Origin of the sequence: Nocardia sp. NPDC060255 (assembly GCF_042727395.1) — a bacterium.
Taxonomy (GTDB): Bacteria; Actinomycetota; Actinomycetes; order Mycobacteriales; family Mycobacteriaceae; genus Nocardia.
The window spans coordinates 30,194-44,522 of sequence record NZ_JBHXAU010000027.1 but is presented as its reverse complement, the minus strand read 5'-3'; the positions used below and the strand labels follow the sequence as shown (position 1 = coordinate 44,522).

General features: G+C 64.2%; 15 protein-coding genes. 12 read left to right on the top strand and 3 right to left on the bottom strand.

Annotation, left to right across the window (positions count from 1 at the left end):
• Positions 1 to 96 precede the first annotated feature (96 nt).
• The 5 genes from ACFWF1_RS35790 (at position 97) to ACFWF1_RS35770 (ending at position 5,196) form a co-directional block, all read left to right on the top strand.
• Positions 97 to 399 (top strand): hypothetical protein, encoded by a 303-nt coding sequence (locus tag ACFWF1_RS35790; protein ID WP_379283687.1) that lies wholly within the window; start codon positions 97 to 99, stop codon positions 397 to 399.
• Positions 400 to 401: 2 nt separating this feature from the next.
• Positions 402 to 680, top strand: a complete 279-nt coding sequence (locus ACFWF1_RS35785; protein ID WP_379283688.1) for a beta-ketoacyl synthase N-terminal-like domain-containing protein — start codon at positions 402 to 404, stop codon at positions 678 to 680.
• Positions 681 to 685: 5 nt separating this feature from the next.
• On the top strand, positions 686 to 3,223 hold the full coding sequence (locus ACFWF1_RS35780) for a hypothetical protein (RefSeq protein WP_379283689.1): 2,538 nt from the start codon (positions 686 to 688) through the stop codon (positions 3,221 to 3,223).
• A complete protein-coding gene (locus ACFWF1_RS35775; RefSeq protein WP_379283690.1) occupies positions 3,220 to 4,029 on the top strand; it encodes an ESX secretion-associated protein EspG in 810 nt (269 codons plus the stop codon). The genes ACFWF1_RS35780 and ACFWF1_RS35775 overlap by 4 nt, the downstream gene beginning before the upstream one ends.
• Positions 4,030 to 4,173: 144 nt before the next feature.
• Complete coding sequence (locus ACFWF1_RS35770) at positions 4,174 to 5,196, top strand: hypothetical protein (protein ID WP_379283691.1); 1,023 nt, start codon at positions 4,174 to 4,176, stop codon at positions 5,194 to 5,196.
• Positions 5,197 to 5,305: 109 nt separating this feature from the next.
• Here ACFWF1_RS35770 and ACFWF1_RS35765 read toward each other — a convergent pair whose 3' ends face one another.
• Positions 5,306 to 6,019: a DUF4232 domain-containing protein gene (locus ACFWF1_RS35765; RefSeq protein WP_379283692.1), complete on the bottom strand. Its 714-nt coding sequence runs from the start codon at positions 6,017 to 6,019 to the stop codon at positions 5,306 to 5,308.
• Between the two features lie 314 nt (positions 6,020 to 6,333).
• Here ACFWF1_RS35765 and ACFWF1_RS35760 point away from each other — a divergent pair, with 314 nt between their 5' ends.
• The gene (locus ACFWF1_RS35760; protein WP_379283693.1) at positions 6,334 to 7,335 is read left to right on the top strand and encodes an NADP-dependent oxidoreductase; all 1,002 of its coding nucleotides are present in this window, start codon (positions 6,334 to 6,336) and stop codon (positions 7,333 to 7,335) included.
• A 66-nt stretch (positions 7,336 to 7,401) separates the two neighbouring features.
• Entirely contained in the window at positions 7,402 to 7,638 is a 237-nt protein-coding gene (locus ACFWF1_RS35755) for a hypothetical protein (RefSeq protein ID WP_379283694.1), read from the top strand.
• A 44-nt stretch (positions 7,639 to 7,682) separates the two neighbouring features.
• Here the strand turns inward: ACFWF1_RS35755 and ACFWF1_RS35750 are convergent, their stop codons facing one another.
• A complete protein-coding gene (locus tag ACFWF1_RS35750; protein ID WP_379283695.1) occupies positions 7,683 to 8,009 on the bottom strand; it encodes a hypothetical protein in 327 nt (108 codons plus the stop codon).
• A gap of 250 nt (positions 8,010 to 8,259) precedes the next feature.
• Between ACFWF1_RS35750 and ACFWF1_RS35745 the strand changes: the two genes are divergently transcribed.
• The 5 genes from ACFWF1_RS35745 to ACFWF1_RS35725 all read left to right on the top strand — a co-directional run bounded on the left by ACFWF1_RS35745 (position 8,260) and on the right by ACFWF1_RS35725 (position 13,607).
• Positions 8,260 to 9,687 (top strand): MFS transporter, encoded by a 1,428-nt coding sequence (locus ACFWF1_RS35745; protein WP_379283696.1) that lies wholly within the window; start codon positions 8,260 to 8,262, stop codon positions 9,685 to 9,687.
• 233 nt (positions 9,688 to 9,920) lie between these two features.
• On the top strand, positions 9,921 to 10,805 hold the full coding sequence (locus ACFWF1_RS35740) for a helix-turn-helix domain-containing protein (RefSeq protein ID WP_379283697.1): 885 nt from the start codon (positions 9,921 to 9,923) through the stop codon (positions 10,803 to 10,805).
• An 80-nt stretch (positions 10,806 to 10,885) separates the two neighbouring features.
• Positions 10,886 to 11,503, top strand: a complete 618-nt coding sequence (locus ACFWF1_RS35735) for a TetR/AcrR family transcriptional regulator (RefSeq protein ID WP_379283698.1) — start codon at positions 10,886 to 10,888, stop codon at positions 11,501 to 11,503.
• A 36-nt stretch (positions 11,504 to 11,539) separates the two neighbouring features.
• Positions 11,540 to 12,451, top strand: a complete 912-nt coding sequence (locus ACFWF1_RS35730) for an SDR family NAD(P)-dependent oxidoreductase (RefSeq protein ID WP_379283699.1) — start codon at positions 11,540 to 11,542, stop codon at positions 12,449 to 12,451.
• Positions 12,452 to 12,464: 13 nt separating this feature from the next.
• Entirely contained in the window at positions 12,465 to 13,607 is a 1,143-nt protein-coding gene (locus ACFWF1_RS35725; protein WP_379283700.1) for an acyl-CoA dehydrogenase family protein, read from the top strand.
• A 79-nt stretch (positions 13,608 to 13,686) separates the two neighbouring features.
• Here the strand turns inward: ACFWF1_RS35725 and ACFWF1_RS35720 are convergent, their stop codons facing one another.
• The gene (locus ACFWF1_RS35720; protein WP_379283701.1) at positions 13,687 to 14,280 is read right to left on the bottom strand and encodes a hypothetical protein; all 594 of its coding nucleotides are present in this window, start codon (positions 14,278 to 14,280) and stop codon (positions 13,687 to 13,689) included.
• Positions 14,281 to 14,329: the final 49 nt, after the last annotated feature.

The following is a 14,329-nucleotide window of genomic DNA, read 5'->3' as shown; positions in this document are numbered from 1 at the left end:
ACAATCGACCACCTGCTGGAGCGTCTCGAAACACAGTGGGAATGGGGACGCCCCGAGGACCGGTACTGAATTCAGCGCAGGAGTTAGGAGACCGTAATGGCCGGAGATCGGCAAATTCGGGTGGATACCGCCCGATTGCGGCAGACCGCGGACCGGATGGACGAGGTCGGCGACAAGGCGAAGGACATCATCACCACGCTGAAGAACGCGATCAACGCGCGTGACTATCCGTGGGGCCACGACGACTACGGCAACAAGTTCGTCAAGGGCGATAAGGGTTACGGGAAATCCGCGGAGAACCTGCTCGCCGGCGGCGACAATATGGTCGATTCGGCGGGCAAGTTCAGTAAAGGCATGCGTGACGCAGCAGACAAAATGGACAACATGGACGGCCGGTAACCATGATCGATGCCGAGCGCGAGGGCATTGCCGTCGTGGGGATCGGTTGCCGGTTCCCCGGGCAGGTGTCCGATGTCGAGGACTTCCGGCGGCTGCTGGCCGAGAACCGCGACGCGGTGCGTGAGGTTCCCGAAGACCGTTGGTCGACCGAGGCGGCGCGGATCGATCCGCAGCAGCGGATGTTCCTGGAGACGACCTGGGAGGCCCTGCAGGATGCGGGCATCGTCGCCGAACGAACCGGTCGTAGAGCAGCGGCCCACCACGAAGACCACGAGGAGTAACGCAGATGGCTGACGCCCCCCCGAAGATCGACGACACGACCAAGGCGACGTACGACGACTGGGAAAAGAACCGCGCCAACGCGGACAGCGGCACGTTGAAGATCAACGGGCTGAAGTTCGAAATGAAGGCCGTGGTCGAATGCGTACAGCGATGCCACGACCTGATCGAAAACCTGGCGTGGTACCAGGACTTCATTCGCGAGTTCAAGATGAACACCATGGACCCGTGGGCCCTCGAGAACGGTGGCAGAGAACTGACTCATCGCTTCAATACCAAGGGTGACGACGTCATCGAAACCATGAATACCATGAAACGGATCCTGGAGGACCTGGGCGATACGTTCCGTAGCGCCGGCGGCGGCTATCTCTATTTCGAAAAGCTGAATTCCGAAGCTCTCGACAAGGTCGGCGATCTGCAGGCTGCGTTGACGAACAAAGTGAAGCCGAAGACCGATCCGCCGAGCAGTACGACGCTGTCGAAGGTCTCGGACAAGCCGAATCCGTTGGCACCCGCAACGGGTGCGGGCAGCGAAAAGTCGATTCAGACCGAGTCCGCCGATCTGTGGCCGTACGACAGATATTACGAATTCAGTCATTCCCTGACGGGGCATGATCAGGTGGCATACGACGCCGGTGCCCGGTACACGTGGATGGGCGGACAGCTCACGGATGATCTCGCGGAGCTGAACACGGCTCTGACGCGGGTGAACTCCGACATGTGGACCGGTGACGGTGCGGACCAGGCCGTGAAGGCGATCGAGCGATTCACCCGCGATTCGGGCTCCTTCGCCGATGAGCTGAAGGGCCTGGGCAGCGATCTGAGCTACTGTGCTCAGTGGTTGAACTACATGTTGCAGGATATTCCGGCCAATAAATGGGACGACGATCCTGCCGAAGAATGCGATAAGAACAAGGCACTCGCGGGCTGGCGCGAGAGGTACAAGAACGCGTACCAGCCCGGTGTCGAAAACGCTGTCAATGCCATGCCCATTGTGGCCGTAACCGGTGCCGCGGCGGCGCCTCCACCGGGCGGTAACAACAACGGCAGTGGCAACGGCGGTGAACAACGTACTCTGACAGACCACAAAAACCCTTATGAACAACGTACCCTGACAGACTACAAAGACCGCAACAACAACGGCGGCAACAACGGTAACAATAACGGCGGTAACAACAACGGTAGTAGCAACAACGGTAGTAGCAACAACGGCGGCAACGACAACGGCGGATCGCAAGGCGGTTACAACCAGAGCAAGTCCCGGGGTGCCGGCGACGCCTCGAACGGCGGTGGCTCCCAAAGCGGTGGTGGTTCCCAGGGCGAAGGTTCTCAGGGAGGTGGCGGTTACCAGGGAAGTGGCGGTTCCCAGGGAGGCGGCGGCTCTCAGGGAAGTGGCGGTTCGAAGGATGTCTCACGCGCGGGCGGCGGCAACCTGCCCGCCTACCCGAATGTCAATCCCCCGGGCGGCGGAAACCAGGGTGGCGGTGACGGATCCGGCAGCAACGGCGGGTCCGGCAATGGCGACGGCAACAACGGCGACAACGGCTCCAACACGTCCAACAATCCGCAGACCAGTCCGGCGGCGAGCCACCGGATCTCCAAACCCGGACCGAACGGCAAACCGGGATCGGGCCCCAAGGCGCCGCCGGGATCGCCCCAAGATCTGATCAACAAGCTGATGCACGGCGAGAACCCGTTCAAGGATCTGAGTCCGGAGGCACTGCAGCAGATCGGCAAGGATCTGCTCGGTGGCTTGAACCCGGATCTGTTGAAAAATATGAGCCCCGAGGACTTGCAGAAACTGGGCTCGGATTTCGTCCAGCACATGAGTCCCGAGGATCTGAAGAAGATCGGCAACGACCTCCTCGGCGGTCTCGGGCCGGACGGACTGAAGGGGCTGGATCCGGACACGCTGAGCAAGCTGGATCCGGAGACGTTGCGCAAGCTGAACCACGAAACGCTGACCAACCCGGCGAGTCCGCTGGTCAAGACCCCGGGCGGCGCCGATCTTTTGAAGACGCTGATGGACGGTTTCAAGGAAGCGTCTTCGGCGCTCACCGATGTGATAAAGGCCGGTACCGAGGTATTCGCCGGTCTGACGAGCAACAGCATGGCCGGCATTCCGGGTATCGGAGATCTGCAGAATCTCAATATCCCCGGTTTCGACAGCAGTGCGATTCCGAACGATATCGCGGCTGCCTTCGGTGGCGCCCATGCCGGAATTCCCGGAGGTAGCGGTGGGGTCGGTGGCGCACCGCACGCGCCTGGTGTCCCTCCCGGCATGGTCGAGTCGAAGTTGTTCCCACGGGCGTCGGTGCAGAGCGGGCTCGAGAACACGCAGATGTCGAACCTACAGGCGGGAAGTACCGGTTCCAGCGGCTCGGGAACGCCGATGGGCGGCGGCATGGGCGGCGGCGGCATGGGCGGCGCGCAGGGCGGTGCGGCCAAGGAATACAAGCGGCCCAAGTATCTGGATGCGGCAAGCAATATGGAGGAGGGCCTCGGCGATGACGCCGCGTGGTCGAAGCCGGTGATCGAGCCGTGACGAGGCAGTGGAAATTCACTGTGCTCGAATTCGTCGTGCTGTGTGAGCGGCATCGTCAGGGTCTGCTGCCCAATCCGTTCTGGCTCGAGAGCGACGAGGTGGTCTTCGCGGACGACCTGGAGCGACGCAAACGTGCGGCTTGGGAGGACCTGCAGCGGCGGCTGGACGGTTGGTTCGACGGCGCGATCGAGGTGCTGTGTGCCCCGGAGCTGTATGTGGAGGTGTCGAGTTGGGACGAACGAAATATGCGCAACTCGGCGAAGGGGCTGCGCGTATATGCCGCTCGCGCAGGCGCTCTCGCTTATGTCTTCGAGCAGACGCCCGGATCGCTTACCTACGACACCGTTGCGTTCACGGTGACCGAATGTGATCCGCGCAGGCTGGCCGACGCCGTGGAGGAGCTGCTACCACGGGTGGAGGCCGGTCAGCTGCCGGGCATCCCGATCGTCACCGACCGCACCGAGGACGTCGCACCGAGTTGGGGCGGCAGCTACCTCCGTGACGATCGGGAAAACACGTTGATCTATCGGACACAGCGGTTCTTTCAGCGTCCCGCCGACTGCACGGGAACGATCGAGGTGGTGCAGGGCCGGTCGAAGTACGGGCCGCGCGGGATTCAGAAGACGAGGATGATGTGGCGCGATGTGATCGGTGACGGCCGCTATGTGATGTCGCTGGACGAGCCACCGTTCGCGGTGGGTACGAATCGTCGGATGCTGGTCGAGCGGATCCAGAAGGATATCGGCAATTTGATGCAGCGGCTGGAAACCCATTGGGAATCAGGGCGTCCCGAAGACCGGTATTGAATTCAGAGCCATTGTTAGGTCGACTTTATGCGAGTTAAGCGGCTGGAATGTGTTGTGTCACAGGTAGTCCCGGCATCGGCCGTTGCGGTCCACACGGCTTATAACGTGGTGGAATCGAAGCGGTAACAATGCGAGCAGATCGGGATGATGAGCGAAGAGCAGAAGGACACCTCTGACGAAAAAGGCGGCATCAAACCGTCGCAGGTCACCGCGGCAGCACTGGCGGCGGTGACTGCGGCTTTTCTGGGATCGACGCTGGGAGTGGCCGGTACCGTGGCGGGCGCCGGGATCGCGAGCGTGGTGTCCACGGTAGGTGGCGAGCTGTACCTGCGCTCACTGAGCAAGACCAAGGCGGCGGCGCAGCGCACCACGGCGGCGGCGCTGGCGCTGGCCGACTCGAGTACGCGGGAGCAGGCCGGGCAGGTTCAGCAACCGCAGCGGGTGCCCGGACCGCGAATGGTCGGCTACCAGCCGACCGCGCAGGACCGGGCGGGGCTCAGGAACGGCATGCGTCCAGGAGCCGGTGCCGGGCCCCGAACTCAGTGGCAGCAGCGGCAACCCGCGCACCACAGGGCACCAGGAGCCAATGCCGGACGGACCGTCGACGAGGTACCCACCGTATTCATTCCCCGGCTGAATCCCGAAGCGCCGGTCGAGACCGGTGCACAGCAGGCACGCCGCCGGTATAGCCTGCATTGGCCGTTGATCATCGGCACCAGCGTGGTGGGATTCGTCATCGCGATCCTGGCCATCACCGGCTTCGAAGGCGTCACCGGAAAGTCGATCTCGGGCGACGAGGTCACCACCGTCGGCCACATATGGAGTGGTGTCGGGGGTGGTCAGCCCGACAAGCCCCCGACAGGCGGCGACGAGAACGTTGCGCCGAGTCAGACCCGGGTGCCTACGACCACGACCCCGCCGAGCAGCACCGACAGCACGAAACGGTCGACGACCAACAGTTCGACACCGTCGACCAGCGTGCCGGAGTCGTCGACACCATCGACGACCGTGCCGGAGTCATCGACACCGTCGACCACCGCGCCGAAGTCGAACTCCTCACGGGCCCCAGGCTCCCCGCCGAGCAACGGCAGCAGCGCACCGAGCGGTAGTAGCCAACGCCCCGGCTCGGATGGGGCGTCGGAGGCGCCTAGGCCGAACGTCCGGTAGCTGCCGCTGGGCGCACGCGTCAACCGCTGCCGTACGACGCGCCGCCCAGCCGGACTGACCGGCTACTGCGGCCGCGTGTCGGCTGGCAGGACCTGTCGGGGTGTAGCGCCTACAGGGGTGTGATCGCTCGGACGATCAGCATGCGCTGCGGGCTCGGGCAGATCAGGTTGTCCCAAGGCAGCCACAGTGATTCGGTGTTGTCGGGCGGGTAGACGCGCAGGGTGTTGGTGCGCAGGGCGGCGCATTCGTTGATCTGCTTGAGGTAGGAGATGAACTCGAATTGTGCTGCCGCGCCTGGTGTGAGGGTGACCGGGGCCGGTTTGGGGGCCTGTGGGCCCTGGTCTCGATCGGCGGGCTCGCCTACCGGATCACCGGTGGGGCCGTTGGTTTGTGAGACGCCCGGGAAGCCTTGCAGGACACAGGTTCGCGAGCTGGAGTTGATGAACCTCAGGAACCAGGTTCCGCCTATCTGGCCGCCGACTCCCTTGTCCAGGCGTAGTTGGGCGGTAACGCATTTCGGGGGTGGGGTGTCGGCGGGTGGCGGCGGGTCCGCGACGACGGTTCTGGTCGCGGGTGCTGCGGGGGGTTCGGGGATGTTGCCGCCGGGCGCGGGGACACTGCCGCCGGGCTCGCTCACGGGCCCTGGTTGCGGCGGCTGCCCGGGTTGGGTGGGCTGCCCCGGTTGGGTGGGCTGCCCGGGTTGCGCTGAAGGCAGCGGAGTTCGGGTCGCCGGGGTTGGCGCCGACCCGGTCGTGCCGCAACCGCTGACGGTGATGGCGACGCCCGCCGCGAAGCCGGCGACGAGCAGTGATTTGATCCGCATGAGATCCCCTCCAGTTCGGTACTGCAACCGTTCGGTATGCAAGCTGCACATCGATGTGTGGCAGTTCCCGTTACGTCACGTACCTGCAAGAATTTGTGTAATCGGCTGCGAATAAACGCAGTTCACCGTAGCTTTTTTCGAAACTCCCTGCTCCGAGTACCTTCGGTCGAAGTGTTAACGCCACGCTGTGCCCCAGAAAGTGGGGGCCGTCAGATGTGCCGAGCTAGGCGAGGTGGAGTGCCGCTGAATCAGCACGGTGTGGGCAGAGTTCGCAACTAGAGTGAGCACCATTTCCTGACAGCGAGGGAGTATTTGTGACGACGACCCAACAGGTGCGGCTGGCCAAGCGTCCGCAGGGGCTGCCCGACGCGGACACGTGGAGTGTGGTTACCGAGGAGCTGCCCGCGGTGGGGGCGGGCGAAATCCTGGTGAAGGTGGATCTCATCTCGATCGACCCCGCGATGCGTGGCTGGCTCAATGATGTCCGGTCGTACGTTCCGCCGGTCGCGATCGGTGCGGTCATGCGGTCGCTGGATATCGGCACCGTGGTCGAGTCCGCTCATCCTGGTTTCGCGGTGGGGGAGACGGTCAGCGGTACGTTCGGTGTCACCGAGTACGCGATCAGTGATGGCAGCGGCGTGCAGCGGGTCGATCTCGATATCGCCTCGGCGGCAACGTGGCTCGGCGCCCTCGGAATCACCGGCATGACAGCCTATTTCGGCCTGCTCGACGTCGGCAAAGTGCAGGCGGGTGAAACCGTGCTGATTTCCGCGGCGGCCGGTGCCGTGGGCAGTGTCGCTGGGCAGATCGCAAAAGCGTTGGGCGCCAAGGTCATCGGTATCGCGGGCGGTCCGGAGAAGTGCCGCATGCTGGTCGAGGAGTTGGGCTTCGACCTGGCGATCGATTACCGCAGCGAGGATGTGCTGCGGCGGCTGCGCGAACTGGCGCCCGGTGGCGTCGACGTCTTCTTCGACAATGTGGGCGGGGAGATACTCGATGCCGCACTGGCCAACTTGCGCCGGGGTGCCCGGGTTGTCCTCAGCGGGGCGATCGCGTCATACAACGCCGCCAAGCCACCGCCCGGCCCTTCGCGCTATATGTCGCTGCTGGTCTTCCGGGCATCCATGACGGGGTTCGTCGTGTTCGACTACGCCGACCGCTATGGGGAGGCCATCGAAAAGCTCTCGCAGTGGCTGGCCGAGGGCAAGATCAAGACCCGCGAGCATGTGGTCGAGGGCGGCGTCGCCGAGTTCGGCCGAGCACTCGAGATGCTGTTCACCGGCGCGAACACCGGCAAGCTGTTACTCGCCGTCTGACTGGTTGAACCCGGATCGCGCCTCGAACGTGTTACGAGGGAAGTGTTTTCGATCACGGGAGGAACCATGAAACGAATCATCGCCGGCACGGTGTTCACGGTAGCGATCGCGGCAGGAGTCGCGATCGCGGCCGGACCAGCTGTCGCAGAAAATGGTGTGATCCACATCGAGGGCACAGGTGTCGCATCGGCATCCGGCGGTTCGGCCACACCCGACGCTACGGCGATCGAGTACGGCCTGCTGGCGAAGTCCGGCGGCGGCGCGGCGCACACCGCCCCGACCGCCACCAGACCGTCTCGCTGAATGCGAACGAATTCGCGAATATCGACACGGTCAGGATCTCCGCATCAGGGGCGCAGATTTTCCAGCTCGGCAGTGAAAGTTCGAATCGCCCCGGGGTCGTCATCGAAATAGGACTCCCAGAACCCGGGCCGCAGGAATTTCTCGGGGCCGATGTCCAGGTTACCGTCGGATAATTGTGTCACCCAGCTGCTCGGGATACTGCTGGATGTGGTTTCGAACATCTCGGCGCGCCAATAGCTGGGACCGTCGTCGGTCAGGATTTGGAGGGTCAGTCCACGACTCGTGTAGCTGATCGACAGGACGGGGTACTCGGCGCCTATCCGGATCGACGGGTGTGTTTCCCTGGTAGATCCGTCGATGGGGCTTATCACCTTTACACACCTGACCAGCACGTATTCACCTTACTCAGTTCGATCTTGTGCTCTCGGCCCCGGGGTTGGTACGCGATCGCTGGGTTTGTGCTCGGTTGGACTGCGGAGCGTCACGCGTGGATCTGTCTACGGTCGCCTTAGCCTGAGACGCGCAATCCCGGACCGGCGGCACCCGCGCCACGATCTCCACGGCGGGTTCCGTGGTCCGGGGATCGGCAGCGGATCGCGAACTCCAGGAGGTTGTGTCCTTGTGGCTGTGCTGAACCCGCGCGAACGTCCGAGGCGTTGGTCGCTCGACGATATTGTCGTCACCGATCCGCCGGTCATCCGCCGGGCGATCGGCGCGGCGAGTATCGGCAACATCACCGAGTGGTACGACTTCGGCGTCTACGCCTATTTCGAGCCGACCATCAAGGAAGTGTTCTTCTCCCACTTGGGCGACACCGCGGGCACGGTCGCCACTTTCGGCCTGTTCGCGGTGGCGTTCCTGGTCCGCCCGTTCGGCGGGATGTTCTTCGGCCCGCTGGCCGATCGCATCGGCCGCAACCGGGTGCTGGCCACCACGATGATCCTGATGGCATTGGGCACCTTCGCCATCGGCTGCATCCCGGACCAGAACTCGATCGGCATCTGGGCGCCCATGTTGCTGCTGTGCGCGCGGTTGCTGCAGGGTTTCTCCACCGGCGGTGAATATGGCAACGCGATGACCTTCATCGCCGAGTACGCGCCGGACCGGCGGCGCGGATTCCTCGGCAGCTGGCTGGAATTCGGCACTTTCACCGGATATCTCCTCGGCGCGCTGGTCGTCACGCTTGCCGACGCCACACTGAGTCATGACCAGTTGCTGTCGTGGGGCTGGCGATTGCCGTTCTTCGTCGCGCTGCCGCTCGGTCTCGTCGGCGTCTACCTGCGCATGCGCTTGGCCGACACCCCGGCTTTCGCCGCCCTGGAAAAGGAATCCGAGGAGCGCGAGAAGTCGAACAAGACCGGCGACGAGGCCAAGATCCTCGCGAAGCTGTGGCCCTACGTCTTGGTTTGTATGGGTCTGGTCGTGGTCTGGAACGTCCCCAACTACATGCTGACCTCCTACATGCCGACCTATGTCACCTCGACGGTGCCCGACGCGACCGGCGGCGGGGTGTCCTCGTCGACCTCGCAGTGGCTGCAGATCGCGGTGATGGCCGTTGCGCTGCTGACCATTCCAGTGCTCGGTCTGCTCTCCGATCGAGTCGGCCGCAAACCGATCATCTGGACCGGTATCGCGGCGCTGATCGTGCTGTCGTTCCCGATGGTGCTGCTCGTCCGCACCGACAATGCGTTCGCCGTCTTCGCGGGCCTGCTGATGATGGGGCTGACGCTGATCTGCTTCAGCGCGACAATGCCGTCCACCCTGCCCTCGCTTTTCCCGACGAAGGTGCGTGGCGCAGGCCTGTCGGTAGCGTTCAACGTCGCGGTGTCCCTGTTCGCAGGCACCACCTCGGTGGTGGTCGGCGCACTCGTCGGAGTGACCGGCGATTTGAACTGGCCCGCTTACTATTTGATCATCGCGGGTCTGGTGGGCGCGATATCGGTCTACTTCCTGCAGGAACCCAACGGCCGACACATGTGGGGTTCGGCGCCCGCCGCGCAATCCGAGGCGGAGGCGGCGGAGCTCGTCGGGTCGCAGGCGCTGTTGTAGCGGCGCCCGGTTTCGGGGGAGGGGCGAATCCGCAGGATCGTCGGATTCTTCGGCGGATTGCGGGATATCTAGTGCTAAGCCAGCAGTCGGTGTCCGATCGATTCGAGTCGGGCCCGGTGCGTCGATTGCTGTTACGTTCCTGGGCGATATCATCAGTGTGGACGCGGTGTGGCTTGCCAGGGCGTGGGTGGGGCTACCGCTGGTGGTCTTCCCAACATCGGAGTGGAACGCTTATGACCGCAGAACCGAAACGGATCGCTGTCGATTCGAGTGTCGCTGAACGCGGCCCGACGGCACTGCGGATCGCGGTCGGTGGGCAATTACGTAAGCTGCGTGAGGGATGTGGCATCACGCCGCAAGCCGCGGGTGATCATATTCGTGGCTCGTACGCCAAGATCAGCCGACTCGAGTTGGGCCGTACCGGGTTCAAAAAACGCGACATCGTGGATCTGCTCGACCTGTACGGGGTTACCGACGCCGAGCAGCGCGAGATGTTCGTGGATCTGGCGCTCAAGGCCAACGAGCCGGGGTGGTGGCATCGCTACAACGATCTGCTGCCGCAGTGGTTCGAGACCTACGTCGGGCTGGAAGGCGCGGCGCGGACGATCAGAACCTATGAGGGCCAACTGGTTCCGGGTCTGCTGCAGACCGAGGATTACGCTACCGCCATGGTCGAGATCGGCCAGGAGAACAACGACGCGGCACGGCGCGTCGAATTGCGGACCAAGCGTCAGAAGATTCTGGATGTGCCCGGCGGGCCGATGCTGTGGGCAGTGCTGGACGAAGCCGTCCTGCACCGGCCGGTCGGCGGTACGGCGGTGCAGCGCAAGCAGATCGAGCATCTCGTGGACATGTCGGCGAAGTCCAGCGTGACGATCCAGGTGCTGTCGTACCGGTCCGGCGGCAGCGCGGCCGCGGGCAGTTCGTTCACTATGCTGCGTTTCGCTGAGCGAGACCTGCCCGACATCATCTACCTGGAGCAGCTGACCACCGCGCTGTATCTGGATCGCCGGGAGGACGTTCGCCTCTACCGAGAGGTCATGGATCGCCTCGCGATCCAGGCGGAGACGCCGGAGCGATCCCGGGAACTGATGATCGCCGCCGCAGCCGCGCTGTGAGGTGCGCGCTGTCCGGCCGATAGGAATGAATCCGGATTCGAGTCTTGACAGAAGAACCGAACCTGGGTTCAACTGTTGACATGGCTTATCGGCAGACGCCGGCGGTGCGGCAGCGTCTCGACGCGACTCGCGCTGGAATCGTCAAGGCGGCAACCGATTTGGTAGCCGAACACGGATACGGCGGCTGCAGCATGGCCGCGGTGGCCGAGGCCGCGGGAGTGGGCACGGGAACGATCTACAGTTTCTTTCCCGGCAAGGGCGAGCTGTTCGCGGAGGTGTTCCGGCAGGCCTCGGCGCGCGAGGTTTCCGCCGCATCCGCAGCGGGCTGGCAGGCCATGACCGAAGGTTCGCCGCGTGCCTCGATCCTTGCGGCGGCGCGCACGTTCTGCACCCGAGCCTTGTCTTCACCGAAGCTCGCTTACGCCCTGATCGCCGAACCTGTCGACACAGTGGTCGCCGCCGAACGTCTCGCGTTCTACGATGCCTACACCGATCTGCTGGCCAGCGCGGTCAAGGTCGGGATCGATAGCGGCGAGCTCGCCGAGCAAGATCCCCGCGTTGCCGGTGCCGCGATCATGGGCGCGGTGGCGCAAGCATTGGTGATCCCGCTCGCGCACGGCACCGCCGACCCCGCCGTCGTCGAGTCGCTGATCGCGTTCGTCGATCGCTCACTCGGCTACGGGACCCCGAATGTCTGACCGAATACCCACCAATCCGGCGTCACCGCCGAAAGGATGCTCGTGACACTCGAATTCGAAAATCGCGTCGCCATTGTCACCGGCGCGGGCGGCGGCCTCGGCCGCCAGTACGCGCTCGAACTGGCCCGCCGCGGTGCGTCCGTCGTGGTCAACGACCTGGGCGGCTCGGTCGACGGTGTCGGCGGCTCCGACGCCGCGGCCAACCGGGTGGTCGAGGAAATCCAGGCGCTCGGCGGCCGCGCGGCCGCGTCGTTGCACAGCGTCGCGACTCCCGAGGGCGGCCAAGGAATCGTCGACACCGCGCTCGAGGCGTTCGGGCGGCTCGACATCGTCGTGCACAACGCCGGAATTCTGCGGGACAAGACGCTGGTGAAGCTGGAATGGGCGGATCTCGACGCGGTCCTCGACGTGCACCTGCGGGGCGCCTTCTATCTGAGCAAGCCCGCGTTCGCCCGGATGAAGGACAACCACTACGGCCGGTTCGTCTTCACCTCGTCCAACGCCGGTGTGTTCGGCAATTTCGGCCAATCGAACTACGGTGCCGCGAAGGCGGGCCTGGTCGGGTTGTCGAACGTGCTCGCGATCGAGGGCGCCAAGGCCGGTATCGCAAGCAACGTGATCATGCCGGTCGCGCGGACCCGGATGACCGAGGAACTGCTCGGCACGTTCGCCGATCAGGTTGCGCCCGAACTGGTTACGCCGATGGTGGTGTTCCTCGCCAGCGAGGCCTGCCAGCTCACCCACGAATGCTTCTCCGCGGTCGGTGGCCGATACGCCCGCGTCTTCACCGGTCTCACCCCGGGCTGGTACGCCGGTCACGGCGTGACCCCGACCGCGGAAGACATTCTCGCGCACCTCGACGAGATCGAGAACCGGGACGGCTACACCGTGCCGCTGTCGACCGGCGACGAGTTGGCGACGCTGCTGCCGCTGCTGAACCAGCAGTAAGGCAACGGTATTCATGTACCGGGAACCCGAAGCGCCGGAGTATCAACAGTTCCGGCAGACCGTCCGCGCCTTCGCCGAACGCGAATGTCTGCCCTACCACGCACAGTGGGAAGCCGACGGCATCGTCCCACGCGAGGTGTGGAAAAAGGCAGGCGCGGCCGGGATTCTGGCCACCGCCGCACCGGAAGAATTCGGTGGCGGCGGCCAGGACGACTTCCGCTTCAACGCCATCGTCAACGAAGAACTCACCAAAGCTCGCGTGCACGGGCCCGGCTTCATCGTGCACAACGACCTGGTCCAGCCCTACCTGCTCAAATACTGCACGCCCGAACAACAGCGGCGCTGGCTGCCCGGATTCTGTTCCGGCGAAACCATTTCCGCGATCGCGATGAGCGAACCCGGCGGCGGCAGCGACCTGCAGGCCATCGCCACCACCGCGATCGCCGACGGCGACGACTACATCGTCAACGGATCGAAAACGTTCATCACCAACGGAATCAACGCCGACCTGGTCATCGTCGTCGTGAAAACCGACCCCGCGGCAGGCGCCGCCGGAACGAGTCTGCTCGTCCTCGAACGCGGCATGCCCGGGTTCGAACGCGGCCGCAGCCTCGACAAAATCGGATTGAAGGCTCAGGACACCGCGGAACTGTTCTTCCGCGACGTCCGGGTGCCCAAAGCCAATCTGCTCGGTCAGGAGAACCAAGGTTTCGCCTACCTCATGCAGGCGCTGCCCCAAGAACGACTCGCCATCGCCGTGGTCGCCGTCGCCGCCATGGAACGCGCACTCGAAGACACCATCGCGTATTGCAAGCAGCGCAAGGCCTTCGGACGCGCGATCGGCTCCTTTCAGCACAATCGCTTCGTGCTCGCCGAACTCGACACCGAGATCACCATCGCCCGCACCTTCATCGACCGCTGCGTCGAACTGCTGGCCCAAGGCAAACTCACGATTCCCGACGCCGCCAAAGCCAAATGGTGGACCACCGAACTCCAGAAGAAGGTCATCGACGCCTGCGTGCAGCTACACGGCGGCTACGGCCTGATGTCGGAATACGATGCGGCACAGGACTATCTCAATGCCCGGTTCCAAACGATCTACGGCGGCACCACCGAGATCATGAAGGAGATCGTCGGCCGCGCACTCGATCTCTGAGCACTGGGCGTTACATGTCGCCTGTCGATCAGGTTCGCGCGGGCGGCACTATATCGCGGTGCCGAAGCCCCGTGAGTCGTTACGGGCCTTGGGTCCACTCGAGCATGCGCGGGTCGAAATTGTCGAGCCGGGTGGTGGGGCCGATGGTGGCCAGCATCGGGCGACTGCGCTGGTAGGGCTCGAGGTAGATCATGGTGCCGGTGCGGTCGACGGTGCACACCAGCGAGTCGACGACGACGCAGGATGCGGCCCGTAACCGCAAGCCGTCGGAAAGCCAGGCCGTGTGGAAATTGCCGGGCGGGAAGTGCATCGCGGTCAACGGGGTTCCGTAGGCGCCGCCGACGCCGTTGCCGAATTCGAGGCTGTTGCCGAGCCCGCTGACCAGCTGGAAGTATCCCGGACTGGTCGGCACCGGCACGTGATCCCATCGCTGATTCGCGGCGATGGAGCCGTCGGCGTCGAAGTTACATGCCATGAGGACGACCTTGAAGTTCTCGCCGCGATCGGTCAGGCATCCCCAGTTCCCATAGAAATCGTTGTGCAGGTATCGGCCTGCGGGGCCGGGGTTCGCGGTGGCCGGGACGGCCACGAGAAGTAGTAGCGAGCATGCGGCGGTCAATACTCCCGCCGCAGGCCGCCATCGGCGTATCACCCGCGTAATCGTCCGGAACATGCTGAGCAGGATGCCCGGTCGTCGTTTCAACCGCCTTTCAACGGCCGCG

Coding starts and splice junctions, on each gene's coding strand:
- ACFWF1_RS35785 (WP_379283688.1), top strand. CDS start 402: ATGATCGATGCCGAGCGCGAGGGCATTGCCGTCGTGGGGATCGGTTGC.
- ACFWF1_RS35740 (WP_379283697.1), top strand. CDS start 9,921: ATGACCGCAGAACCGAAACGGATCGCTGTCGATTCGAGTGTCGCTGAA.
- ACFWF1_RS35770 (WP_379283691.1), top strand. CDS start 4,174: ATGATGAGCGAAGAGCAGAAGGACACCTCTGACGAAAAAGGCGGCATC.
- ACFWF1_RS35730 (WP_379283699.1), top strand. CDS start 11,540: ATGCTCGTGACACTCGAATTCGAAAATCGCGTCGCCATTGTCACCGGC.
- ACFWF1_RS35790 (WP_379283687.1), top strand. CDS start 97: ATGGCCGGAGATCGGCAAATTCGGGTGGATACCGCCCGATTGCGGCAG.
- ACFWF1_RS35755 (WP_379283694.1), top strand. CDS start 7,402: ATGAAACGAATCATCGCCGGCACGGTGTTCACGGTAGCGATCGCGGCA.
- ACFWF1_RS35725 (WP_379283700.1), top strand. CDS start 12,465: ATGTACCGGGAACCCGAAGCGCCGGAGTATCAACAGTTCCGGCAGACC.
- ACFWF1_RS35765 (WP_379283692.1), bottom strand. CDS start 6,019: ATGCGGATCAAATCACTGCTCGTCGCCGGCTTCGCGGCGGGCGTCGCC.
- ACFWF1_RS35720 (WP_379283701.1), bottom strand. CDS start 14,280: ATGTTCCGGACGATTACGCGGGTGATACGCCGATGGCGGCCTGCGGCG.
- ACFWF1_RS35780 (WP_379283689.1), top strand. CDS start 686: ATGGCTGACGCCCCCCCGAAGATCGACGACACGACCAAGGCGACGTAC.
- ACFWF1_RS35735 (WP_379283698.1), top strand. CDS start 10,886: ATGGCTTATCGGCAGACGCCGGCGGTGCGGCAGCGTCTCGACGCGACT.